Source organism: Sphingomonas sp. 77B, assembly GCF_056497825.1.
In genome coordinates this window covers 3,573,822-3,598,272 of record NZ_JBWMBY010000001.1, presented here as the reverse complement: position 1 = coordinate 3,598,272, position 24,451 = coordinate 3,573,822, and the positions used below count along the sequence as shown (strand labels likewise).

20 protein-coding genes are annotated in these 24,451 nt (G+C 66.3%); 7 read left to right on the top strand and 13 right to left on the bottom strand.

The annotated features are described in order from the left end of the window. Nucleotides 1-11: 11 nt before the first annotated feature. The gene (locus tag AC1GI4_RS16915) at nt 12-1,529 is read left to right on the top strand and encodes a tryptophan halogenase family protein (protein ID WP_479630276.1); all 1,518 of its coding nucleotides are present in this window, start codon (nt 12-14) and stop codon (nt 1,527-1,529) included. A gap of 105 nt (nt 1,530-1,634) precedes the next feature. On the opposite strand, the gene AC1GI4_RS16910 is transcribed toward AC1GI4_RS16915, so the two are convergent. After that, entirely contained in the window at nt 1,635-2,996 is a 1,362-nt protein-coding gene (locus AC1GI4_RS16910; protein ID WP_433910239.1) for an FAD/NAD(P)-binding protein, read from the bottom strand. Nucleotides 2,997-3,163: 167 nt separating this feature from the next. On the opposite strand from AC1GI4_RS16910, the gene AC1GI4_RS16905 reads away from it, so the two are divergent. Continuing rightward, nucleotides 3,164-5,401: a S9 family peptidase gene (locus AC1GI4_RS16905; RefSeq protein WP_479630275.1), complete on the top strand. Its 2,238-nt coding sequence runs from the start codon at nt 3,164-3,166 to the stop codon at nt 5,399-5,401. Nucleotides 5,402-5,405: 4 nt separating this feature from the next. Here the strand turns inward: AC1GI4_RS16905 and AC1GI4_RS16900 are convergent, their stop codons facing one another. Beyond that, nucleotides 5,406-5,858, bottom strand: a complete 453-nt coding sequence (locus tag AC1GI4_RS16900) for a hypothetical protein (protein WP_479630274.1) — start codon at nt 5,856-5,858, stop codon at nt 5,406-5,408. Between the two features lie 57 nt (nt 5,859-5,915). Beyond that, nucleotides 5,916-6,722 carry an acyl-CoA desaturase gene (locus AC1GI4_RS16895; protein WP_479630273.1) on the bottom strand — a complete coding sequence of 269 codons (807 nt, stop codon included), beginning with the start codon at nt 6,720-6,722 and terminating at the stop codon, nt 5,916-5,918. Between the two features lie 186 nt (nt 6,723-6,908). Between AC1GI4_RS16895 and AC1GI4_RS16890 the strand changes: the two genes are divergently transcribed. The 3 genes from AC1GI4_RS16890 to AC1GI4_RS16880 all read left to right on the top strand — a co-directional run bounded on the left by AC1GI4_RS16890 (nt 6,909) and on the right by AC1GI4_RS16880 (nt 9,893). Further along, entirely contained in the window at nt 6,909-7,226 is a 318-nt protein-coding gene (locus AC1GI4_RS16890; RefSeq protein ID WP_433910235.1) for a metalloregulator ArsR/SmtB family transcription factor, read from the top strand. Nucleotides 7,227-7,398: 172 nt separating this feature from the next. After that, nucleotides 7,399-8,736, top strand: coding sequence for an MFS transporter (locus AC1GI4_RS16885; protein ID WP_479630272.1), 1,338 nt, complete (start codon nt 7,399-7,401; stop codon nt 8,734-8,736). Nucleotides 8,737-8,765: 29 nt separating this feature from the next. Further along, nucleotides 8,766-9,893 (top strand): glycoside hydrolase family 68 protein, encoded by a 1,128-nt coding sequence (locus AC1GI4_RS16880; protein ID WP_479630271.1) that lies wholly within the window; start codon nt 8,766-8,768, stop codon nt 9,891-9,893. 37 nt (nt 9,894-9,930) lie between these two features. Here the strand turns inward: AC1GI4_RS16880 and AC1GI4_RS16875 are convergent, their stop codons facing one another. From AC1GI4_RS16875 to AC1GI4_RS16835, 9 genes are all read right to left on the bottom strand, one after another. Beyond that, nucleotides 9,931-10,977, bottom strand: coding sequence for a LacI family DNA-binding transcriptional regulator (locus AC1GI4_RS16875; RefSeq protein WP_433910232.1), 1,047 nt, complete (start codon nt 10,975-10,977; stop codon nt 9,931-9,933). Between the two features lie 73 nt (nt 10,978-11,050). Then, nucleotides 11,051-11,506 (bottom strand): hypothetical protein, encoded by a 456-nt coding sequence (locus AC1GI4_RS16870; protein ID WP_479630270.1) that lies wholly within the window; start codon nt 11,504-11,506, stop codon nt 11,051-11,053. Between the two features lie 217 nt (nt 11,507-11,723). Beyond that, on the bottom strand, nt 11,724-12,653 hold the full coding sequence (locus AC1GI4_RS16865) for an electron transfer flavoprotein subunit alpha/FixB family protein (RefSeq protein WP_479630269.1): 930 nt from the start codon (nt 12,651-12,653) through the stop codon (nt 11,724-11,726). Further along, nucleotides 12,650-13,399, bottom strand: a complete 750-nt coding sequence (locus AC1GI4_RS16860; RefSeq protein ID WP_479630268.1) for an electron transfer flavoprotein subunit beta/FixA family protein — start codon at nt 13,397-13,399, stop codon at nt 12,650-12,652. The genes AC1GI4_RS16865 and AC1GI4_RS16860 overlap by 4 nt, the downstream gene beginning before the upstream one ends. A gap of 14 nt (nt 13,400-13,413) precedes the next feature. Continuing rightward, nucleotides 13,414-14,742, bottom strand: coding sequence for an OmpP1/FadL family transporter (locus AC1GI4_RS16855; RefSeq protein ID WP_433910228.1), 1,329 nt, complete (start codon nt 14,740-14,742; stop codon nt 13,414-13,416). A 34-nt stretch (nt 14,743-14,776) separates the two neighbouring features. Further along, nucleotides 14,777-15,184, bottom strand: coding sequence for a DUF2147 domain-containing protein (locus AC1GI4_RS16850; protein ID WP_433910227.1), 408 nt, complete (start codon nt 15,182-15,184; stop codon nt 14,777-14,779). A gap of 161 nt (nt 15,185-15,345) precedes the next feature. Continuing rightward, the gene (locus tag AC1GI4_RS16845) at nt 15,346-17,142 is read right to left on the bottom strand and encodes an acyl-CoA dehydrogenase C-terminal domain-containing protein (RefSeq protein ID WP_479630266.1); all 1,797 of its coding nucleotides are present in this window, start codon (nt 17,140-17,142) and stop codon (nt 15,346-15,348) included. Between the two features lie 18 nt (nt 17,143-17,160). Continuing rightward, nucleotides 17,161-19,488: a 3-hydroxyacyl-CoA dehydrogenase/enoyl-CoA hydratase family protein gene (locus AC1GI4_RS16840; RefSeq protein WP_479630264.1), complete on the bottom strand. Its 2,328-nt coding sequence runs from the start codon at nt 19,486-19,488 to the stop codon at nt 17,161-17,163. Beyond that, a complete protein-coding gene (locus AC1GI4_RS16835) occupies nt 19,488-20,624 on the bottom strand; it encodes a thiolase family protein (RefSeq protein WP_479630263.1) in 1,137 nt (378 codons plus the stop codon). The genes AC1GI4_RS16840 and AC1GI4_RS16835 overlap by 1 nt, the downstream gene beginning before the upstream one ends. A 131-nt stretch (nt 20,625-20,755) precedes the next feature. On the opposite strand from AC1GI4_RS16835, the gene AC1GI4_RS16830 reads away from it, so the two are divergent. Continuing rightward, nucleotides 20,756-22,471 (top strand): long-chain-fatty-acid--CoA ligase, encoded by a 1,716-nt coding sequence (locus tag AC1GI4_RS16830; RefSeq protein ID WP_479630262.1) that lies wholly within the window; start codon nt 20,756-20,758, stop codon nt 22,469-22,471. Between the two features lie 3 nt (nt 22,472-22,474). After that, nucleotides 22,475-22,864 carry a MerR family transcriptional regulator gene (locus AC1GI4_RS16825; RefSeq protein ID WP_479630261.1) on the top strand — a complete coding sequence of 130 codons (390 nt, stop codon included), beginning with the start codon at nt 22,475-22,477 and terminating at the stop codon, nt 22,862-22,864. A gap of 102 nt (nt 22,865-22,966) precedes the next feature. Here the strand turns inward: AC1GI4_RS16825 and AC1GI4_RS16820 are convergent, their stop codons facing one another. Beyond that, entirely contained in the window at nt 22,967-24,448 is a 1,482-nt protein-coding gene (locus AC1GI4_RS16820; RefSeq protein ID WP_479630443.1) for an efflux transporter outer membrane subunit, read from the bottom strand. Nucleotides 24,449-24,451: the final 3 nt, after the last annotated feature.

The window sequence follows — 24,451 nt, the reverse complement described above, 5'->3', positions numbered from 1 at the left end:
GAGAGGATGGCATGATGAACGACAGGTCCACCGAGGCAATCCGGTCGGTGGTGATCGTCGGCGGCGGCACGGCGGGCTGGATGACGGCAGCGGCACTGGCCCATGCGATGCCGCGAGGGCTGGCGATCACGCTGGTCGAGTCCGACGCCATCGGCACGGTCGGCGTCGGCGAGGCGACCATCCCGCCGATCCGCCTGTTCAACCAGACGCTGGGCATCGACGAGGCCGAATTCCTGCGCGAGACCAAGGGCAGCTTCAAGCTGGGCATCGAGTTCGTCGGCTGGGGGCGCGCGGGGCATCGCTATTTCCACCCCTTCGGCACGCATGGCAAATCCTTCGATCTGGTCGCAGTGCATCAGCACTGGCTGGCGGCGGGCGGCCCCGATAGCGGCATAGCGTTCGACGACCTGTCCATGGCCTGGGGCGCAGGAAAGCGCGGACGGTTCGCCCAACCCATGGCCGATCCGCGCAGCGTCGCCTCGACCTTCGACTATGCCTATCACTTCGACGCCGGTCTCTATGCGCGGTTCCTACGCCGCTATGCCGAGGCGCTTGGGGTGGTGCGGGTCGAGGGGAAGATCGCGGGCCATACTCTGGAAGACGCGCGCGGCCATGTCGCCTCGGTCACGCTGGACGATGGCCGGGTGCTGGCGGGCGATCTGTTCGTCGACTGTTCGGGCTTTCGCGGCCTCTTGATCGAGGAGGCACTGGGCACCGGCTATGAGGACTGGCCCCACTGGCTGCCCTGCGACCGCGCGGTGGCGGTGCCGTGCGAAACCGGGGGCGACGGGCTGACGCCCTATACCCGCTCGACCGCGCGCGAAGCCGGGTGGCAATGGCGTATCCCGCTCCAGCACCGCACCGGCAATGGCTATGTCTATTGCAGCCGACACATCTCGGATGACGAGGCCGCCACGACGCTGATGGCGAACCTAGACGGTCAGGCGCTGGGCGATCCGCGTTTCCTGCGCTTCACCACCGGGCGGCGCAAGCTGATGTGGAACCGCAACGTCGTCGCCATCGGCCTGTCGAGCGGCTTCATGGAACCGCTGGAGTCGACCAGCATCCACCTGATCCAGGCGGGCATCGCCAAGCTACTCGCCTATTTCCCCACGCAAGCATTCGAGCCTGCCGGGATAGCCGAATATAACCGCGTCGCGATCACCGAATATGAACGCATCCGCGACTTCCTGATCCTGCACTACAAGCTGACCGAGCGGACGGACTCGGCCTTGTGGCGGAAGTGTGCGGCGATGGATATTCCCGACACGCTGGCGATGAAGATCGACCATTTCCGCGCCGCCGGACGGCTGGTCGCGCGCGACATGGACCTGTTCGGCCCGGCCAGTTGGGCGGCGGTACATATCGGGCAGTTCAACATGCCCGAGGGGCTGGATCCGCTACTGGCTTATGGCGATATCGCGCAGAGCCGTGGGTTCGTGGGCAAACTGGCAGGCGCGATCGGACAGATGGCGGAGTCGATGCCGAGCCATGCGGACTGGTTGAGGAAGATCGGGGCGACCACTTAGGCCGCATTCACCCTCACCCTTCCCACCCGCTCATGCGGGCGGGCCCCTTCCCTCTCCCAGCGGGAGAGGGAGGGAGGCGCGAAGCGCCGGAAGGGTGAGGGCGGGTTACAACCCCTCGCCGCCGACCCATTGCGCGTGGGCCAGCCGCCGCGCCAATTCCCAGTTCTGCTGGCGCAGGTCCGGCACCGCCACCACCTCCCACAGGCCGCCGCGCGTCATCGGGCCGATGCAATAGAGGCGGTCGTCCACGCTTCCATCCGCCGCCACGACATGGCTCTGCGCATCGACCTCGAGGCCGATGCGCAGCGCGTCCGGCCGGATCATGCCCGCATCCAGCAAATGCCGGATGAGCGGCTCCTGCGATCGCAGCAGGTCACCCTGCGGCCCGGTGCAGTTGACGATCCTCGCGACCCGCAGCGTCTCCACGCTATCGCTCCCACGCGGTCGCCAGTGGACAATCGCCCCCGCACCATCCGGCTCGACCCGCACCAGCTTGCCGCCCGCGACCGACAGCCGTCCGGCCGCCATCAACCTGTCCACCCGATCGGCGACGGAGGGCGCGAGGCGGTGGCGATGGACGTCCCAATAGGGCCGCACATGCCGCAGGAAACGCGCCCGCGTCGCGCCGTCCGCCGCGCCCCACATCATCTGCGTCACGGGCCGCAGCGCATCCACCGCGCCGCGCCAGCCCTGCTCGGTCGCCGCGCAGCGCACATGCCGCACCAGCGCCGACAGGCTGGCGGCTGGCCGTTCACGCATCGGGATAACCGGCGGCGTCTCGGCATGGCGGCGCGGGACCAGCCCCCGGCGGGAAATGGCGATGGTCCGCCCGCCAAACCCGCTGGCGTCAAGCAGCAGCGCCGCGTCGATCGCGGTCAGCCCACTGCCCACCAGCAGCACCCTGTCATCCTCGCCCAGCCCCTCGGCGATATCGCCCGCCCAAGGGTCCTCGCGATAGCACCCGTCGACCAGCATCGCGGGATCGATCCCCGGCGGGGTGTGCGGCGGCAGATTGCCCAGCGCCAGCACCACCGCATCCGCCGACAGGCTCGCCCCCTCGGCCATGGCGAGGCGATAACCCTGTCCGGTCTGCTCCAACGCTACCACCTCGCCGCTTGCCAGCGTCAGCCTTGCCGGGTCCGCCGCGATCGTCTCCATCAACAGGTCGCGCAGATAGTCGCCGTACACCCGGCGCGGCACGAAGGTCTTGGCATCCCCCGCCCCGCGCGCGACCAGCCAGCGGACGAAATGGTCGGGATCGTCACGCAGCGCGCTCATATTGCCAGCCCGCACGTTCAGCAGGTGATCGGCATGCGCCGCGCTATAGGCGACGCCGCGCGCCAGCTGGTTCGCCCGTCGCTCGATCAATGTCGCGCGCGGGCCGCCATGGCGCACCAGATTGATGGCCAGTAACGTGCCCGCAAAGCCGCCGCCGATGATCGCGACATGATCTATCCCTGCATCCATCAACCGGCCCGTTCCCTGGTGATCGCCTTCCGCCCTGCTCTAAGCGCATCGCCACCGATCTTCACGCAGATTTCGGTATACGATCCTGCATGGCGTCGTTACGCTGGCCCCGAGCAATTCTTCGAGTGGGTGGGTCGATGCGGTCGTACTGGCGGATTTCCGGGCTTTTGGTTTCCCTTTCCTCGCTCGCGCTGGCCACGCCGCTGGCGGCCCAGGCCGCCGCGTCCGCCACGGCCGCGCCCTTGTCGGTCGAGGGCATTTTCGGGCCCAAGGCCGTCCGCACGGAATATGTCCGCTCCAGTCGCTGGGGCAAGGATGGTGAAAGCTATCTCGCGCTGGAGGATGCGCCCAAGGGCGGGCAGGACATCGTCCGCTATGCGATCGCCGACGGACAGCGGCAGGTGGTGGTTGGCGCGGCCGATCTGGTCCCGCCGGGGGCGAGTGCGCCGCTGGGCATCGACAGCTATGAATGGTCGCCCGACAATCGCTGGCTGCTGATCCAGACCAACGGCAAGCGTTTCCGCCGGACCAACGCTCTGTCGGATTACTGGCTGTACGACACCACGACGAAAAGGCTGCACAAGATCGGCGGCGACGCCGCGCCCTCGACCCTGCTCTACGCCACCGTCTCGCCCGACAGCCGCCGCATCGCCTATGTCCGTGGCAACAACATCTATGTCGAGCCGATCGAGGGCGGCGCGGCGACCGCGCTGACCCGGGACGGCGACGATTATGTCGTCAACGGCCTCGCCGACTGGGTTTACGAGGAAGAGTTCGGCGTCCACCGCGCCTTCGAATGGAGCCCAGACTCGCGCCGCATCGCCTTTCTGCGCTTCGATACGAAGGGCGTCGGCACCTTCGACATGATAAAGAACACCGGCGGCCAATATTCGCAGGTGATCCCGCTGCAATATCCCAAGGCTGGCACGACCAACTCGGCGGTGACGACCGGCGTAATCGACGTCGCCGACGGTGCGACCCGCTGGTTCAAGCTGTCAGGCGATCCGCGCCAGAATTACGTGCCGCAGATCAGCTGGGCAGGCGGATCGGACGCGCTGTTCATCCAACAATCGAACAGGCTCCAGAACACGTACAATGTCCTGCTCGGTGATCCCGCGACCGGCGCGGTCAAGCCGATCATGGTCGAAAAGGACGCGGCCTGGGTCGAGGCGAATGTCGCGCCGGACTGGCTGAACGGCGGGCGCAGCCTCACCTGGCTGTCCGAGCGCGACGGCTGGCGGCACCTTTATACGATCGACCGGGCGAGCGGCCGCGCGACGCTTCGCACACCGGGCAAGTTCGACGTGGTCGAGTTGCTGCGGGTCGATGAAAAGGCGGGCTATGCCTGGTTCATCGCCTCACCCGACAATCCGACCCAGCGTTACCTCTATCGCACCACCCTGTCCGGCACGCCCAGGGTCGAGCGGCTGACGCCTGCGAACCAGCCGGGCACGCACAGCTACGACATCGCGCCGGGCGAGCATTGGGCGCTGCACACCGTGTCGCGCTTCGACGCGCCGCCGGTGACGGACATGCTCGACATGACCCGCCAGCAGCCGCTGCGCACGTTGGCGGCCAATGCGCCGCTCGCCCAGGTCGTGAAGGACACCGGCCTGCCCGCCACCGAGTTCTTCCGCGTCGATATCGGCGGCGGCACGCAGCTGGACGGCTGGCTCATCAAGCCGCCGGGCTTCGATCCCGCCAAGCGCTATCCGATCCTCTATTTCGTCTATGGCGAACCCTGGGGCCAGACGGTCGCGGATCGCTGGGCGGGGTCGCAGGGGCTGTGGCACCGGATGCTGGCGCAAAAGGGCTATCTGGTCGCCAGCCTCGACCCGCGCGGCACCGCTAGCCCACGCGGCCATGACTGGCGCAAGATCATCTATCGCCAAGTCGGTATCCTCGCCTCGGCCGATTATGCGGCGGGCGTGCAGAAGATGCTGGCCACCCGCCCCTATATCGACCCCGCCCGGATCGGCATCTGGGGCTGGAGCGGCGGCGGGGCGATGACGCAGAACGCGCTGTTCCGTTACCCCGACCTCTACAAGACCGGCATCGCGGTCGCGGGGCCGACCGACATGAAGCTCTACGATACCATCTATCAGGAACGCTATATGGGCCTGCCGCAGGACAATGCGGAAGGGTATAAGAATGGCTCGCCCATCACCTTCGCCGATCGGCTGAAGGGCAATCTGCTACTGATCCACGGCACGCTGGACGACAATGTCCATTACCAGAACCAGGACCAGCTGGTCGACCGGCTCATCCACTTCAACAAGCCGTTCACGATGATGGCCTATCCCGACCGCAGCCATGGCATATCTGAGGGCGAGAATACGAGCATCCACCTCTACTCGCTGATGACCCGCTATCTGGAAACGAACCTGCCGCCCGGCGGGCGGTGAGCGATCACGACACCCAGAGCATCCGGGGCTTGCCGTCGCGTCGCCAGCCTTGCGGCGTACGGATGTAGCGGCTTCGCGTGGCGGAGCCGCAAAGCCCCGTGCAGGTGCACAGGATCTCCACCGTCGCCGAGCGCCCGTCTGCTGCGATGACGGGCGCTCCGATCGCATAGATATAGGCGGCCTTGGGCGATGGCTGGTCGGGGATCGGCGCGTGAATATCGGCACGCGACCGGGCATCATCGTCGACCGTGCGATACCCCTTGGGCAGCGCGGCACGGAGTCCCGGACATAGCTTCATGAGGCCACTGCGTTCCGGATCGGTTTCCAGGTAACTTTCATCTCCGCCCCCGGGAAGCATGTCCGCCAATATGACCCGGCCGACGTCGCAGACCGATTTCGACGGCACAGCTTGGGCGGCCATCGGCGCGGTCAGCAGACTTATGATCATGAACAGCATGGATGGATCCTCTCTGCACCGGATGGTCGACCGCCGCACGGCCAAACACAAGGGCGATCATTCCGCCAAAGCCACCCGCCGCAGCCCCTCGCGCGGTGACAGCATCGCCGGTTCCTTCAGGTCGCGGACCAACCCGATCCGGCGCAGGCCCAGCAGCACCCACCAGCCCGGATCATGCTGGCCCGGCTCGATCCCCAGCCGCGCGGAGTCGGGCCAGGCATGATGGTTGCCATGCCACGCCTCGCCGAAGGTGATGAATGCGGCGGCGGGCAGGTCGTGGCCCTGGACCGCGACATCGTCGACGCTCCAACCTTGCGGACCCCGCCGGTGGGTGATGTGACCGACCAACCAATGCCCGGTGACGCCGACCGCCACCCGTACCGGCACGCCCCAGACCAGCCAGGGCAGACCGCCCGCCCATAGGACCAACAGCGCCCAGGGGATTTGCTGCGCCAGCCAGCTCCGCTCCAGCCAGATCAGGACACGGTCGTCGTGCAACCGCACCTCAGGCTCGAAACGCGGCGGATGGGTCAGGTCCAGGCGGCAATGCATCTGCCACCAGGCATCCCGCAGCCATGACGCACGGTGGGCATGGAGATCGTGACACGCCACCTGTCGTTGCGCCCAGTCGCGCGTGTCATGCAGCCGCACCATGCCCAGCGGCCCCGCCATGCCGACCAATGTGCCCAGATAGACCAGCACCCGTTCGAACCAGAGCGGTGCCGCGAAACTGCGATGGATCAGCAGGCGATGCAGCCCGATCGAGTGCCCGAGGCACAATGTCACGGCCGAGGTCGCCAGCCACAGCAGCACGGCCCCAGGCGTGACGTATATCGGCGCAAATATCACGGCCGATCCGGTCATCCCAATCATCCAAAGCGATCGCATGGGCGCCCATCGTACCTGCCCGTCACAAGCGTTACTGCCGGGCGAGGCGATCATGCGGGCGGTCGAACGGCAAGTCATGCAGCGTTCCTTATATATTTAGGTATATTCCTAAATACCGAAGCACGTTTGTCAATGCTTAGCGAATTGCCTAAATACGTGATCATGCAACGTGTGTTCGAGGCACTGGCCAATCCGGCCCGCCGCCGCATCCTGGCCTATCTGGCCCATGCCGAATTGAGCGCGGGCGATATCGCCTCGCGCTTCGATATGGCCAAGCCGTCGATTTCGCAGCATCTTTCGATCCTGGAGGCGGCGGGCCTCGTCACCAGCGAGAAGCGCGGCCAGTTCGTCTTCTATCGCCTCGTCCCCGAAAGCCTGACCAACACGCTGAACGGCTTCGTGCAAGAGGTTTGCCCCGTGGCGCGCCCACTCAAGCGGGAAAGCGCGGCCTTGGCGCGTCGGGACGAAGAGATACCCTGACCCTCCGCCATCTCGCGCAGAGGACTTCATCGATTGTCATTGCAATCGTTTGTTGCAATCCGTGATGCGGCACGGCATGATGGTTCCGACGCGGCAAGCCAGCGATAGACCTTGGCCCACCCCCGCGTGCGAGAGGACCCGCATGACCCCCTCCACCCCTGCTGCCGGAACCATGGCCACCCCCAAGCCGCGCCTGTCGCTGGTCCGTATCCTGGAGATGAATCTGGGCTTTCTGGGCCTGCAATTCAGCTTCGGCCTGCAACAGGGAAACATGGCGCCGATCTACAGCTATCTCGGGGCGTCGGAGGCCCAGATCCCGTTGCTGCAGATGGCGGGGCCGATGACGGGCCTGCTGATCCAGCCGCTGATCGGCGCGATGAGCGACCGGACGGACAGCCGCTGGGGGCGGCGTACGCCCTATTTCCTGATCGGCGCGGTCCTGTGCGCGCTGGGGCTGTTCTTCATGCCGCTCAGTTCGTCGCTGCTGATGGCGGTGTCACTGCTCTGGATCCTGGACGCTGGCAACAATATCACCATGGAGCCGTACCGCGCCTATGTCTCCGACCGGCTGGACGGTGCGCAGCATAATGTCGGCTTCCTGACGCAGAGCGCCTTTACCGGCTTGGCGCAGATGCTCGCCTTTCTCACGCCCTCGATCCTGGTTTGGGCGGGGATGAACCCGGACTGGGTGGATGGGCACCATATTCCCTACACCGCGCGCGTCGTCTTCATGATCGGCGCGGTCCTGTCTTTCGTCACGATCGTCTGGTCGATCCGCCGCGTACCCGAACTGCCGCTGACCTCCAAGGAACGCGCGCGCATCGCCGCTGCGCCCAAGGGCATCGGAGCGACGCTGAAGGAGATCGGCGGCGCGATCCGCGACATGCCGCTGCCGATGCGAAAGCTGGCACTGATGAGCCTGTTCCAGTGGTACGCCATGATGGCCTATTGGAATTACGTCATCTATGCGATCGGCCGCTCGGTCTATGGCACCGCCGACGCGAATTCGTCGGGCTTTCACGCCGCGGTGCTGACCAATGGCGAAGTGGCGGCTTTCTACAACGGTGTCGCCTTCGTCGCCGCCTTCGCGATGGTGCCGCTCGCCAAACGGATCGGCGCGGCGCCGCTGCATGCGCTCTGCCTGGTCATCACCGGCATCGGCATGATGGTCATGCCGCACATGACCAGCAAGGCGATGCTGTTCCTGCCCGCCATCGGCATCGGCCTCGGCTGGGCCAGCATGATGGGCAATCCCTATGTCATCCTGGCCGGCTCGATCCCGCCCGAGCGGACGGGTGTCTATATGGGCATCTTCAACATGATGATCGTCATCCCCATGCTGATCTTCGGCGTGACGTTGCCGCTTTTCTATCAAAGCTGGCTCGGCGGCGATCCGCGCAACGTGCTGACCCTGTGCGGCGTACTGATGCTGCTCGCCGCCGTCTCCGTCTACACGGTGCGCGCCCGCAATGCGCAGGGGCTGCCGCTCGGTGCCACCGCGCAAGCCTGATCCCATTACCCGATTTCACCTGAGGTATCATGACCGACACCCCTATTCCCGCCCATTGGTCGGCCGACGCGCTGGCCGGGATCGCGGCGCAGACCGACGCGCGCCTGCCGGTCTTCACCGCCGCCGATGTCGTGCCGATCCTGCCCGACCATGATTTCTGGGACATGTGGCAGATCGCCTATGCCGATGGCCGCACCGCCTTTTTGGGTGGGCGAAGCTGGTGGTTCTTCCTCGCGACGCCGCGCCTTTCCGATCCCGAGATGCGCCACGACGAGGCGCGCATCCGCCTGACCAGCTACGGCGCCGACGGCTGGCGCGATCACGGCGTGACCTTTGCCGACGGATTTACGCCGGGCAGCCGCGAATGGTCGGGCTCGGCGGTGCTGGGCGAGGACGACACGACGCTGACCATGTATTTCACCGCCTCCGGGCGGCGCGGCCAGCCCCGCACCTTCGAGCAGCGCCTGTTCGAGACGCAGGGCCGCTTCGTCGTCGAGGGCGATACCGCCCGCACCGAGGGCTGGAGCGAGCCGGTCGAGAGCGTCGCGGCGGATGGCCATCATTACATCGTCGCCAACCAGGCCGAGCCGGAAAATGGCGGCATCAAAGGCTTTCGCGATCCCGGCTATTTCCGCGATCCGGCGGATGGGGCGGAATATCTGCTATTCGTCGGCTCGGCGGGCTGGGTGCGCCAGGATATCGACGGCGTGGTCGGTGTCGCCAGGCGCGAAGGCAATGGCTGGACGATCCAGCCCCCGTTGATCGAGGCGCTCGGCGTCAACAGCGAGCTGGAGCGGCCGCATATCATCGTCCGCGACGGCCTGTATTATTGCTTCTGGTCGACCCAGGGAAAGCGCTTCGCCCCCGGCCTGAATGCACCGACCGGGCTGTACGCGATGGTCGCGAATCGCTTTGCGGGGCCATGGCGGCCGGTCAACGGCACCGGACTGGTCGCAGGCAATCCGGTGGAAGAGCCGACCCAGGCCTATTGCTGGTGGGTGACGGGCGAAGGCGATGTCACCAGCTTCGTGGACTATTGGGGCATGGAGGGCCGCGACGCCGGCAGCGACGCGGCCCTGCGCCGCCAACGTTTCGGCGGGACCGCCGCGCCGTGGTTCCGGTTGGCCTTCGACGGCGACCGGGTGACGATCGCCTGACCTCCGCCTTTCCTCCCGTCACCGGGGAGGAGAGGCCTCAGGCCGTTTCGCGCAGGATCAACTCGGGGGCGAGTGTCACCGAGCCCGCTTCCTCGCCGCCGATCCGGGCGAACAGAGCGTCGACCATCGCCTTGGCACCCGCCGCGATGTCCTGGCGAATGGTGGTGATGCGCGGCACGGACTGGGCGGCGAGCGGCAGGTCGTCATAGCCGATCACGGGCAGGGTCTCGGGCACCGCGATCGCATGGTCGGCGAGCACGCGCACCGCCGTCATCGCGATCATGTCCGAGGCCGCGACGATCCCGTCGATCGCCATCGTCCCGCCGCCCTGTTCGATCAGCGCATCGATATGCGCGGCGATCTCCTGCGCCATCACGTCGGAGGCGAGATGGGTGGAAAGTTGTATGGGGCCCTCCAGCCCGGCCTCGGCCATGGCGCGCGCTACTCCGTCATGGCGCTGGCGGATCTCGGGCGGGCCGATATCGCCCAGAAAGGCGATGCGGCGGCATCCGCGTTCGACCAGCCGCTGCCCCGCGAGATAGCCGCCCTGGGCATTGTCGGTGCCGACCGCCGCATGAACCTGATCGGGCAGGTTGACGCCCCAGGCGACCAGCGGACGATAACGGCGCGCGACCCGCTCGATCGCGTCATACTGGTTCGACTGGCCGATCAGCAGCACGCCATCGACCATGCCGCTGTCGACCACCCGGTCCAGCCAGTCGGGCGCGTCCGGGATCACCCGCGACAGCATCACGTCATAACCATTTTCGGTCAGCGCATCGGCGAGATGGCCCAGCATCGTCATGAAGAACGGGTCGGACAAATGCTGGCGTCGGTCATGCCCCAACGGCACGACGATCCCGATCACCCCGGTTCGCCGGGTACGAAGACGACTGGCCATCTGGTTGGGCCGAAAGCCGTGCTGGTCAGCCAGCGCCTGAATACGAGCGCGGGTCTCGGCATTGACCAGCGACTTGCCTGCCAGCGCGCGCGATACCGTGCCCGGCGACACGCCCGCCATCTCCGCCAGATCCGCGATCGTCCGAACCCGACGATCGCCTCCCCCAATGATATTGTCTGTCATGTGCGAATGCTAAACGGAGCATCGTCGCGCTAACAAGCAGGCAACGAAATTTCGGGGCATTTCCTTACATGGATTAGCGATATTCGGCGCTGACGTCCATTTTCAGGCCATGTAGCGCTATCACGCGTTCACCTCGACACTGCGGCGCACCGATGATCCGGATCCATCGCGAGCCGCCGGGTCGATGGATTTCCGCATCGATCGTAAAGCCGCGACGATGCCGGATCGCGTAGGACCGTAGCCGCTCGACCGCCGACAGCGATTCCGGACGATAGCGCTGTAATATACCCGGCCGCTCCGGGGCTCGATCGGGTTGCCAGTCGAATATCGGAAACACACCCGTCGTCCAGCGCAGCGTCTCGGAGTCGAGATCACAGGACCAACGCCCGAAGCCATGGGCGGCCAGCCATGCATCGTCGACCTCAACCGGGGCGGCATCGGGCGCGTTCAGGAACCCCAGATCGAAACGCCGTCCGCGTTCGAACAAGGGCCAGCTATGGTTCAGCGCGAGGGGCTCGGCTGGTTTCATACGGCACTCCACGAGAGCGCACGCAGGTTATGTCGTAAATCTTAATCCAAATTTAAAGTCGATGATTGCCAGCGAGCATCAATCCTCCCCGCCACGGGGAGGGGGACCATGCGAAGCATGGTGGAGGGGGGGCTTCCTCGATGGACGTCCCTTGCGGCCGCCCCCCTCCGTCAGGCCTGCGGCCTGCCACCTCCCCGCGAGCGGGGAGGATCGTTTGTCAGACCTTGCTCGTCAGCTCGGGCACGACGGTGAACAGGTCGCCGACCAGGCCGATGTCCGCCACCTGGAAGATCGGCGCATCCTCGTCCTTGTTGATCGCGACGATGACCTTCGAATCCTTCATCCCCGCCAGATGCTGGATCGCGCCTGAGATGCCGACCGCGACATAGACTTCGGGTGCCACGATCTTGCCGGTCTGGCCAACCTGATAGTCGTTGGGGGCATAGCCCGCATCGACCGCCGCGCGGGATGCGCCGACGGCCGCGCCCAGCTTGTCGGCGAGCGGGTCGATCAGCGCGTGGAACTGCTCCTCCGAGCCCAGCGCGCGGCCACCCGAGACGATGATCTTGGCGCTAGTCAGCTCGGGCCGGGCATTCTCGGCCTTCTCCGCGCCGACGAAGCGGGACTTGGCCGCATCGCCGGTCGAGGCCACCGCTTCGATCGTGCCCGCGCCGCCCTCGGCCGCCGCCTTTTCGAACGCGGTGGTTCGCACGGTCAGGACGAGCTTCTTGTCGCTGGTCTTGACGGTGGCAATGGCGTTGCCCGCATAGATCGGCCGGGTGAAGCTGTCCGGTCCCTCGACCGACAGGATGTCGCTGATCTGCATCACGTCGATGAGCGCGGCGACACGCGGGGCGATGTTCTTGCCGGTCGTCGTCGACGGCGCGAGGAACGCGTCGTGATGGCCCATCAGCTCGGCGATCAGCGGTGCGACATTCTCGGCCAGCGCATTGGCGTAGGCTGCATCGTCGGCGACATGGACCTTGCCCACGCCCGCGATTTTCGCCGCGGCCTGCGCCACGCCATCGACGCCCTGCCCTGCGACGATCAGGTGCACCTCGCCCAGCTTGGCCGCCGCCGTGACGGTCGCCAGCGTGGCATCCTTGACGGCCCCGCCGTCATGCTCGACCCAAACCAGCGTCTTCACTTGGCCACTCCCAGTGCTTTGAGTTTCTCGACCAGCTCGTCGACCGAGCCGACCTTGACGCCCGCCTGGCGCTTGCCGGGCTCGGCGACATGGGTGATCGTCAGGCGCGGGGCGACATCGACGCCGTAGTCGGCGGCCGTCTTGGTCGCCATCGGCTTGGACTTGGCCTTCATGATGTTGGGGAGAGACGCATAGCGCGGCTCGTTGAGGCGAAGGTCGGTCGTCACGATCGCAGGCAGCGTGAGGGCCACCGTCTCCAGGCCGCCATCGACCTCGCGGGTGACGTTGGCGCTCTCACCGTCGATCTCGACCTTCGACGCGAACGTGCCCTGCGCCCAGCCGAGCAGGCCCGCCAGCATCTGGCCGGTCTGGTTGTTGTCGCCGTCGATCGCCTGCTTGCCCAGGATCACGAGACCCGGCTGTTCCTCCTCGACCACCTTGGCGAGCAGCTTGGCGACGCCCAAGGGTTCGACCGGCTGGTCCGAGGTGATGAGGATCGCCCGATCCGCGCCCATGGCGAGCGCGGTGCGAAGCGTGTCTGCCGCTTTCGGCTCGCCGATCGAGACGACGACCACTTCGGTCGCCGCCCCCTTCTCCTTCAGCCGGATCGCCTCTTCCACCGCGATCTCGTCGAACGGGTTCATCGACATCTTCACGTTCGCCAGATCGACGCCCGTCCCGTCCGCCTTCACGCGCGGCTTCACATTATAATCCAACACCCGCTTCACGGGCACGACGATCTTCATAACCAGTCTCTCAATCAGAAGCTGAAGCGGCCGCCGATCGACGCCACGAATGCGCGGGCATTCTGCACCTGACCGTTGGTCAGGATCGGCGTCTGCACGGCCGTGCCCGCATAAGCCGCGGTACGGCGGTCGATGGGCGCATTGGCGAAGTCGATATAGCTGCCCGCTGCATCCAGCGTGAAGCGCGGCGTCACCTTATAGGACCCGCCGATCGAATAGTTCCAACGATTGGCGTCGGGCACACGCGCATCGCGGTTGCCGTTCTGGGTCGGGGTGATACCACGTTGCGCACCGGCCCGCAGGGTCAGGCGATCCGTCGCCGCGTAATCGAAACCTCCCGCCAGCGAGAAGCTGTTCTTGTAGTTCTCCGGGATCGCGGTGTTCAACGGTGCGCCCAGCCGGATCGCGTCGAAATCGGCCCAGGTGAAGCGAACCGCCTGCGCGTTCAACGTCAGCTTGTCGGTGGCGCGGAAGCGACCCGCGACGATGATCTGCGCGGGCGTGTAGAAGGTCGCAGTCGCCCCGTCGATCGTGCGGTTCTGGCCAGCCAGCGGGCCGAGGAGGCCACCGACTTCCAGACTGCCCTTCAGATTATGTTTGATCCGCGATTTGTAGCTGATGCCGACGGTGGCCCAGTCATTGTGCAGCTGGACGCCTGCGGTCCATCCCAGATCCCAGCCGTCGCCCTTCAGCCGCTGATACCCGTCGGGCAGCGTCGCCAGCACGTTGGGCAGCGCGTTGCCGAGTTCCGCCTTCGTATATTCGACGTTCAGCGCACCGCCGACCCGCAGCCAGTCGAGCAGCGCGATACCGACCGAGGGCTGGATATCGATCGTGCGCAGCTCCGTCTTGAGCGCGCTGTAACGGGCCCAGCTGGTCGCGTCATATTCGGTGGTGAAGCTGTAGGGCGAGGTGACCGCCAGGCCGACCGCGACCCGGTCGTTGAGCGGAATGGCGACCGCCCCGGAAGGCACGACGCCGCGATTGATCGGGTCGCTCGACACGCGGTCGCCACCGACCGGCTGGAACGTCTGCACCGGACCACCGGGCAGGGTCGGACGGCGGATCAGCGTTCCGTTGTCGACGACATCGCCCTTGGGGATGATCGCCGACGCGCCGAGCACCGCTTCGCCGCGCTCCATCCCTGCGATCGCCGCCGGGTTCCACCAGAGCGAGGAGGCGCCGGTATCGGCGCCCTCACCCGAAAAGGCGCGGCCCTGGCCACGGGTCGACTGTTCCTGAAGATAAAAGGCCTGGCCATGCGCCGCGCCCGCAAAGGCGAAGGAGGACGAGAGGATGGCGGTCGCCAGGAGCGGCGCCTTGAAGGACTTGGTCATGAGCATACTCCCCGGGATATTCTGATGGTTGCGCTGCGGATCAGCGGATACGGGTCCAGGTCTGGGTCTTGCACAGCGGTACGAAGACGCAGCCGCGCACCTTCAGCGTGTCCGCCCCCTCGGGCGTCAGCTTGGCGCCATAGGTCTTGCCGTCCTCGGCATTGTAGATGGTCCCGCCGCTCCACGCCGCACCATCCTGCGAAAAGCCCTGAAGGATCAGCAAATTCTTGATCGGGCGGTTGCGCAGCTTGGGATCGCGGTTGTTCTTGTCGGTCAGGTTCGGGTTGGTGCGCAGCCCTTCGGACGAAAGGATACGGCCACAGACCGAGCTGCCGCATTTCTGGATTTCGACGACGCCGCCGCGCGTCTGGGTCTGCCAGCGGCCGACCACCGAGTCCGCATTCACGCCAGCCGCTGCAAGGGCCATGGCCGTCAGGGTCAACAACATGCCTCTTCTCCTCTCCATGCCCATTTGCGGGCCGGAGCGCCGGTTCTGTCCGGTCACCCCCAGATTACCCTATACGTTCATCGCATGACGCATAGGACAATGACACATCATGCGTACGATGCCGGTTGCGCGCAATCAAGCGCAACCGGCATCGCTTCGTATCAAAACGCTTCCAGCTCCAGCGCCATGGTCGAGCGCTTGCCCGACTTGATTGCCAGGAACGCCGCCGTCGCCTGGGGCAGGATGCGATCGAAGAAGAAGCCGGCGGTGGCGAGCTTGGCCTTGTAGAAGCCCGCCTCGTCGGTCCCCTCGGCCAGCCGCTCGGTGGCGATCCGGGCCGACTTCAGGAAGCAATGGCCCATGCCGACCAGACCCAGCAGGCGCAGATAGTCGGTCGCCGCCGCGCCCGCTTCCTCGGGGTCCTTCATGCCCTTTTGCGCGATCATGCCCGTGCTAAGCTGCAACGCGCCGAACGCCTGCTGCATCCCTGCGGCCCAGCCGGTGATCGCCTTGTCCTCGTGGCGGACCAGCGCCTCGACCTGCTCCGACACCGCGTGGAAGAAGGGACGCATATAGCGGCCCATGTGCGCGGGCATCTTGCGACCGACGAGGTCGAGCGCCTGAACGCCGTTGGTGCCCTCGTAGATCTGGGCGATGCGGGCGTCGCGGACGAACTGCTCGATGCCGTGATCGCGGATATAGCCATGGCCGCCATGGACCTGCACCGCCATGTTCGCCGCGTCGAAGGCGAGGTCGGTGAAAAGCGCCTTCACGACCGGGGTCAGCAGCGCGACGAAGTCCGCCGCGCGCGACTGGTCGGCCGGGTCAATCGCATTCGCCTCGGCATCCAGCCCGCGCGCCGCCCATTGGCCCAGCGCACGACAGCCTTCCGCATAGGCGCGCATGGTCATCAGCATCCGGCGCACGTCCGGGTGGACGATGATCGGATCGGCGGGCAGGTCGGGACGCGCCGCCCCGCCCAGCGCCCGGCCCTGCAGGCGGTCCTTCGCATAAGCGACGGCCGACTGGTACGCGACCTCGTTGATGCCCAGGCCCTGGATGCCGACCGAGACGCGCTCGGTATTCATCATGGTGAACATCGCGGCCAGGCCCTTGTTAAGCTCGCCCACGACCCAGCCCTTGGAGTCGTTGAACTCCAGCTGGCAGGTGGCCGACGCCTTCAGGCCCATCTTGTGCTCGATCGCCGCGACGCTGACGCCATTGGCGGGGCCGACCGAGCCGTCGTCCTTGGGCAGGTACTTCGGCACCAGGAACAGGCTGATCCCCTTCACGCCCTTGGGGGCATCGGGGGTGCGCGCGAGGACGAGGTGGATGACGTTTTCGGTCAGGTCATGGTCGCCCGCCGAGATGAAGATCTTGCCGCCGGTCAGCCGGTACGACCCATCCTCCTGCGGCTCGGCGCGGGTGCGCAGCAGGCCCAGATCGGTGCCGCAATGCGCCTCGGTCAGGCACATGGTGCCCGACCATTCGCCCGAGATCATCTTGGGCAGATAGAAGCTCTTCAGGTCTTCCGAACCATGCCCCATCAGCGCGGTGGTCGCGCCGTGGGTCAGGCCGGGATAGAGGCTGAACGACAGGTTGGTCGCGCAGATCATCTCCTCGACCAGCTTGTTCACCGCCTCCGGCAGCCCCTGCCCGCCATATTCGACCGGCGAGGCGAGCGCGGCCCAGCCGCCCTCGCAGAACTGGTTATAGGCTTCCTTGAAACCGGCGGGCGTGCGGACGACGCCGTTTTCCAGCTTGCAGCCCTCGATATCGCCGGTGGCGTTGAGCGGCAGCAGGACCTCCTGCGTGACGCGCGCCGCCTCTTCGAGGATGGCGTCGTACAGCTCTGGGCCGAATTCGTCCTGCCCCGCGACGGGGCCGAACTCGTCCTCCTGGAACAGCTCGTGGAGGACGAAACGCATGTCGCGCAGCGGTGCGTTATAGACTTGCATGGGATTATCCTCTCCCGATCAATTGCGCAGCGGCTTGCCGGTTTCGAGCATGTGCTCGACCCGCGCCTGGGTCCGCGCGTCCTTGACGCTTTCCATGAAGGCAGCGCGTTCCAGCTTGAGCAGCTGGTCCTCGCTCACCTCGTCGATGATGTCGGCCTCGCCGCCGGTGACGATGTTCGCCAGACGGCCAGCGACCACCACGTCGTAGGGCGTGGCGACGCCCTTCTTGGCGAAATCGGCGACCGCGCCGTTGAAGGCGACGCGTCCGGCCGCCCCCGGCAGGCGGAAGACCGGCTTTTCGGGCGGCTGGTAACCCTCGACCAGCGACAGCGCCTTCTGCTTGGCATCGGCGAGCAGACGGTCGCGGTTCATGGTGATGCCATCGTCCTTGCGGAGATAACCAAGGTCCTTGGCCAGCGCCGCCGAGCGCGACACCTGCGCGGTCGAGATGGTCTCGAACGCCTTCATCGCGGCGGGCATCGGGCCCTTGGGCATCTTGGGCGACTTGGCGAGACGATCGATCAGCTCGCCATTGCCACCCCAGCCCGGCACCAGACCGACGCCGGTTTCGACCAGCCCGATATAGCTCTCCGCATGGGCCTGGATCGCGTCGGCGTGGAGCAGGATCTCGCACCCGCCGCCCAGCGCCATGCCCGCAGGCGCGGCGACCACGGGGAAAGGCGCGTATTTCAGCGCCTTGTACGCCTGCTGCCCCGCGACGACCAGCTTGTCGACCTCACCCCAGGCGGCGATGTTCACCGCAAACATGGCGAGGCCCAGATTCGCTCCGACCGAGAATTTGCTGCCCTCATTATAGATGACCAGCGCCTTATACTGGCTCTTCACCAGCGCGATGGTCTTCTGGAGCAACGACAGGACCTGCTCGTCGAGCGCGTTCATCTTGCCGGTGAATTCGAACGCCACGACGCCGTCACCGACATCCCAGGCCGCCGCCGAACCGTTCTTGAGCAGCGGTTCGGAGCGCAGCTTGATATCCTCGAGCAGCAACACGCCCTCGGCCCGGACGACATCGGCGTATTCGCCGCCGAGCGTCAGATACTGACGCTTGCCATCGACCACGCGGTAGAAGGGGCGGTCACCCGCCGTCTCCAGCAGCGCCGGGACCGGCTTGCCCTCGGCGCGCAGCCGCTCGGCCAGTTTGCCCGGACCCATGCGGTCGATCAGCTCGAACGGGCCGAACTTCCAGTTATAGCCGAGCTTCATCGCGTCATCGATCGCGACCACGTCGTCCGCCGCCTCGCCGACCAGCCCGGCGGCATAGGACAGCACCGGACCCAAGATCGCCCAGGCATAGTCGCCGACCTTGCCCGGCGTCGCGACCAGCGCGGCCAGGTCCTTCTCGGCGCGGCCCGGCAGACGCTCGGGCTTCTTCTCCGCGCGATACTCGCCGGTCTTCAGGTCGATCGCCTGCTTGGCCTTGCTGCCGTCGGGCTTGCGGTCCAGGCGATAGAAGCCGCCCTTGCCCTTGCGGCCCGTAAACCCTTCCGCGATCATCTTGTCGACCAGCGGCAGCGGACGGATCGTGTCGAAATAGGCGTCACCCGCGGGCAGCGTCGACGACAGCGACTTGGCGAGCAGCGGCATCAGGTCGATGCCGACCAGGTCGATCAGCCCGAAAATGCCGGTCTTGGGCACGCCCATCGGACGGCCGCCGATCTGGTCGGCCTCCTCGACGGTCAGCCCCTGGTCCATCGCCGCATTGATCGCGACCGCCAGCCAAAAAGTGCCGATACGGTTGGCGATGAAGCCCGGCGTATCCTTGGCGCGGACGATGCGTTTGCCCATGCGGTGATCGACGAACTGTTCGACCTTGGCCGCGACACCGGCGTCGGTATGCTCCGAGGTCACGATCTCGATCAACCGCATATAGCGCGGGGGGTTGAAGAAATGGGTGATGAGGAAGTCGTTTTTGAACTGCTCCGACCGCCCCTCGACCAGATGGGCGAGCGGAATGGTCGAGGTGTTGGACGACACCGCCGTGCCGGGACGCTTCAGCGTCTCCAGCTTGGCATAGAGTGCCTGCTTGATGTCCAGCCGCTCGACCACCGCCTCGACGATCCAATCGCACTCGGCGACCTTATCGAGGTGATCCTCAATATTGCCGGTTTCCACCAGCTTGGCGGCGGCGGGGGACATGAAGGGCGCAGGCTCGGTCTTGAGCATTTTGGCAACCGCCCCCTTGGCCACCGCATCGCGGTCACCGCCGTCCTTGGGCACGATATCGAGCAGCAGGACGGGCACACCGGCGTTGGCGACCTGCGCCGCAATGCCAGCCCCCATCACGCCTGCACCGATCACGCAGACCTTGTTGATCGTGTCAGCCATCATGCACGCTCCAGAACCGTGGCGATCCCCTGCCCGCCGCCGATGCACTGGGTGGCGAGCGCATATTGGCCGCCGTCGCGCGCCAGCAGCGCCGCCGCCTTGCCGACGATGCGCGCGCCGGTCGCGCCCAGCGGATGGCCGATGGCGATGGCGCCGCCGTCCTTGTTGATCGTCTCGTCCTTCAGACCCAGATCGCGGATGCAGGCGATCGCCTGGCTGGCAAAGGCTTCGTTGATCTCGACGACGTCGAGGTCGCTGGCCGAGATACCAGCACGCTCCAGCGCCTTCTTCGACGAACCGATCGGGCCGAGCCCCATCGTCTCCGGCTCGCAACCGGAAATGCCGACCGCCTTGATGCGGGCGAGGATCGTCAGACCATGCTTCTTGGCGAATTCCTCCGACGTGACCAGCACGGCGGCCGCACCATCGGTCAGCGGCGAAGCGGTGCCCGCGGTCACGGTGCCGTCCTTGTCGAAGGCGGGCTTCAGGCCGGACAGGACTTCCTCGGTGGTGTCGGGACGGATCAGGCCGTCCTCGGTCACATCGCCCGCCTTGGTGTGGATCGGCACGATCTCGTCAGCCAGACGACCCGCGGTGCGTGCCTCGGCGGCCTTCTTCTGGCTGGCGACCGCGAACTTCTCCTGCTCGGCGCGGGTGATCTGGTACTTCTCCGCGACATTCTCGGCGGTCTGGCCCATGCCCATATAGGCACCGGGGCGCGCGGCGGCGAGTTCGGGGTTGGGCAGCGGATTGTAGCCGCCCATCGGCACCCGGCTCATCGACTCGATACCGGCGCAGATGAACGCCTCGCCCGCGCCGATCTGGATCTGGCCCATGGCGATATGGATGGCCGACATGGACGATCCGCAGAAGCGGTTCACCGTCATGCCACCGACCGACAGCGGCAGGTCGGCGAGCAGACCGATCAGGCGCGCGACGTTCATGCCCTGCTCGCCCTCTGGAAAGGCGCAGCCCAGGATGATGTCCTCGATCTCCGACGCATCGACGCTGGTGCGTTCGATCAGACCGCGAATCACCTGGGCGGTCAGATCATCGGGGCGGACCCGTGCGAGCGCGCCCTTGCCAGCCTGGGTGAAGGGAGAGCGGGCATAGCCTGCGATCACGATGTTGGTCATCCAATCCTCTCTTTATGGGCTTGCGGCCTAACGTTAAGGTGCGTTACCTACCCTATACGTCAACACAATAAGCAACTCGACCGCAATCGACAACCGGGTATGGTCGAAAAAAGATATAGGAGAGCGACGCGATGACGGCAGGAGCCATCGGGGAAACCACGACAGGCGGTGTACCGGGTCAGGCGACGGGACGCCCCCTGGTCTTCGAGCCGCGGCTGCTGACCGATATGTTCGAGACCACGGTACGGCGGCACGGGTCGCGGCCCGCCATCGACTTCATGGGTCGAATCACCCGCTATGACGAACTGGGCACGATGGTCGACAAGGCCGCCGCCGGGCTTCAGGCGCTGGGCGTGAAACAGGGCACCCGCGTCGCGCTCTGCCTGCCCAACATCATCTATTATCCGGTGCTCTACTTCGCGACGCTCAAGGCCGGGGGCATCGTCGTCAACGTCAACCCGCTCTATGTCGAGCGCGAGCTGTGCCACCTGCTGGAGGATTCGGGCGCGGAGATCATCGCCACCTGCGACATTCCCGACATCTATGGCCGCGTCTCCCACGTCGCCGAAAAGCTGAACTTGCGTCACGTCATCGCCTGCCCGGTTGCCGATGCCCTGCCGACGATCAAGGGCCTGGCCTATCGCCTGCTCAAGCGCGCGATGATCGCCGCGCCCGGCCCATCGCCCCGACACCTGAGCTTTGCCCAGATGATGAAGCGCGGCGGCACGCTGACCCCGGTATCGGCCAAGCCCGACGATGTGGCCGTGCTGCAATATACCGGCGGCACGACGGGCAGCCCGAAGGCGGCGATGCTCTCGCACGCCAACCTTGTCGCCAATGCCGATGCCATGGTCATCCATACCGGCGGCGAGGAGATGATCGGCGAGGAACGCATCCTGGGCGTCCTTCCCCTCTTCCACGTCTTTGCGCTGACTACCGTGCTCAGCTTCGCGATCCGGGTCGGCGCGGAGATGATCCTGCTCCCCCGGTTCGAGCTGGATCAGGTGCTCAAGACCATCGCCCGCAGCAAGCCGACCTATTTCCCGGCCGTCCCCACCATCTACAACGCGATCGCGGGCGTGGCCGAGGCGCGCAAGGTCGACCTGTCGGCGATCAAGGCCTGTATCTCGGGCGGCGCGCCCCTGCCCGCCGAAGTGCGGATCGCGTTCGAGAATACGACCGGCGGCAAGCTGGTCGAGGGCTATGGCCTGTCCGAGGCGTCGCCGATCATCACCTGCAACCCCATCATCGGCGAGAACAAGGGGGGCTCTGCGGGCCAGCCCTTCCCCGGCACGGTCATCGAGATCCGCGACCGCGACAATCCCGACCGGCTGATGCCGCCGGGCGAGGTCGGCGAAATCTGCGCGCGCGGCCCGCAGGTCATGTCCGGTTACTGGAACAGGCCGAGCGAGACCGAGCAGGTCTTCATCCACGGCGCGCTGCGCACCGGCGATGTCGGCTATCTGGACGAGGACGGCTATCTGTTCATCGTCGACCGGATCAAGGACGTGATCCTGTGCGGCGGCTACAACGTCTATCCGCGCATGATCGAGGAAGCGCTGTACGAGCATCCGGCCGTCGCCGAAGCCGTCGTCATCGGCATCCCCGATGCCTATCGCGGCCAGTCGCCCAAGGCCTTCGTCAAGCTCGCCGCCGATCACCACGCCACGCCCGAGGAACTGCGTGTGTTCCTTCAGGACAAGGTCAGCAAGATCGAACTTCCCCGCGAGGTCGAAATCCGCGAAAGCCTGCCCAAGACCCTGATCGGCAAATTGTCGAAAAAGGAATTGGTTGAGGAAGAATTGGCCAAGGCCGCTGCGGCGGCGGTGCGGCCCGTGGGGGAATAGACGGTGGGGGAAAACGAGGAGCTTCGCGGCATCCAGGATGTCGCGAACAGCCTGGGCGTGACGACGCGCACGCTGCGTTTCTATGAAGATCGCGGACTGATCGAGCCGCGCCGCGTCGGCACCGCGCGCGTCTATTCCAAGCGCGAGACGGGCCGGATGCAGTTGATCCTGCGCGGCAAGCGACTGGGATTCTCTCTCCGCGAGATCGAGGAGTTCCTGCGGCTGTACGACGCCGATCCGCAGCATGTCGAACAGATGCGCGTGCTGGCCGAACGTTGCCGCGAGCGGGTGGACGAACTGCGCCAGCAGATGACCGCGCTGATCCAGACGGTCGACGAGCTGGAGACGATCGAACGCGAAGCGCGCGAGCGGATCGCCAAGGCGGGGGCGTAAATTCGCCAGCCGTCATTGCGAGCGTAGCGAAGCAATCCAGGACGTCTTGCCCGGACACTGGATTGCTTCGCTACGCTCGCAATGACGCAGTAGGGCTGTTCCTTACGCCCCCGTCGGTGCCCGCCAGCCCAAGCCGAGCGCTTTTTGTAGCGCCACATAATCATTGGTCAGCCCGGCGACCGCCTGCGACAGCGACTGCTGCGCCGCCACCCGCTGCCGCTCGGCGTCCAGCGTATCGATCAGCGTCGCGGCACCCGCGCGATAACGCTGCTGCATCAGCACCGCCGAACGGTCGGCCGACGCCTTCGCCCGCGCCAGCGTCGCCACCGTGTTTCGCCGAGCCCGGAAACGGGCCAGCGAATCCTCCGCATCGCGCAGCGCCGACAGGACCGCGCCGCGATAGCGCGCCTCCGCCTCGTCGCGCGCGCCCTCGGCCTGTCCGACGCGGGCGTTGGCGCGGCCGAAGTTCAGCACGTTCCACTGGAGCATCGGCGCGCCAAGCGTCACCAGATTGTCGAGATCGGTCAGCGAGTCGAGCGAGGTGCCGCCGATGCCGATGATCCCCATCAGGTTGAGGCGCGGGAACTTCGCCGCTTCCGCCACGCCGATCTTGGCCGTCTGCGCCGCCAGATTGCGCTCGGCGGCGCGAATGTCGGGGCGGCGCTGAAGCAGGCTGGTCGGATCGCCCACCGACACCTGGGCCGGGGGCAGCGGCACCTGCCCCGCCTGGGTCAGCCGCTGGTCGAGCATACCCGGCGCCTCGCCGATCAGGATGGCAAGCGCATTGAGATAGGTCTCGACCGAGGCCGACAGCGGCAGGATCTGCGCATCGGTGCTCTCCACCTGGTTGCGCAGCCGCTCCACCTCCAGCTGCGAGGCGGTGCCGTTGTTGAACCGCTGGAGCGTCAAATTCAGCGTGTCGCGCTGCATCCGCGACGCCTCACGCGCCAGGATCAGCCTTTGCTGCGCGTCGCGAAGCCCGACATAAGCCTGGGCGACATCGGCGCTGAGCGACACCTGCGCATCGGCGACATTGGCCTCCGCCGCCGCCGCACTGGCGCGGGCCGCCTCGACGGTGCGGCGACGGCCGCCGAACAGGTCGATTTCCCAGCTGGCATCGAAGCCCAGGTTGAAGAAGTCGACATTGGTGCCACCGCCCGAGCCGTTCGCCGAACCGCCGGACGCGCCGCCATTGGCACCGCCCTGCTCCCCGCTGCCGCCGCCGAGGTTGAGTTCGGGGAGATTGGCATGGAGATAGGTCGCACTGGCATTGGCGTTGGGCGCCTGGTTGGCCCGCTCCAGCCGCAGCGCCGAACGCGCCTGCTTCAACCGCGCCTGCGCCACCGCAACATTGGGATTGGACGCCAGCGCCCGCTCCTCCAGCCAGTTGAGCATGGGATCGTTCAGCGTCGTCCACCAGTCGGCGACCGCAGGGGCGGTCGTCGCCAGCGTGTTGTCGGCGCGCACGAAGCCGGCGGGCGGGGTCGCCGCCGAGCCGATGGCCTTGGGCGGTCCCGCATAGTTCGGCCCGACGGTGCAGGCCCCCAGCAGGAGGAGCGGGATCAGGGAAAACTGCTTGCGCATCAT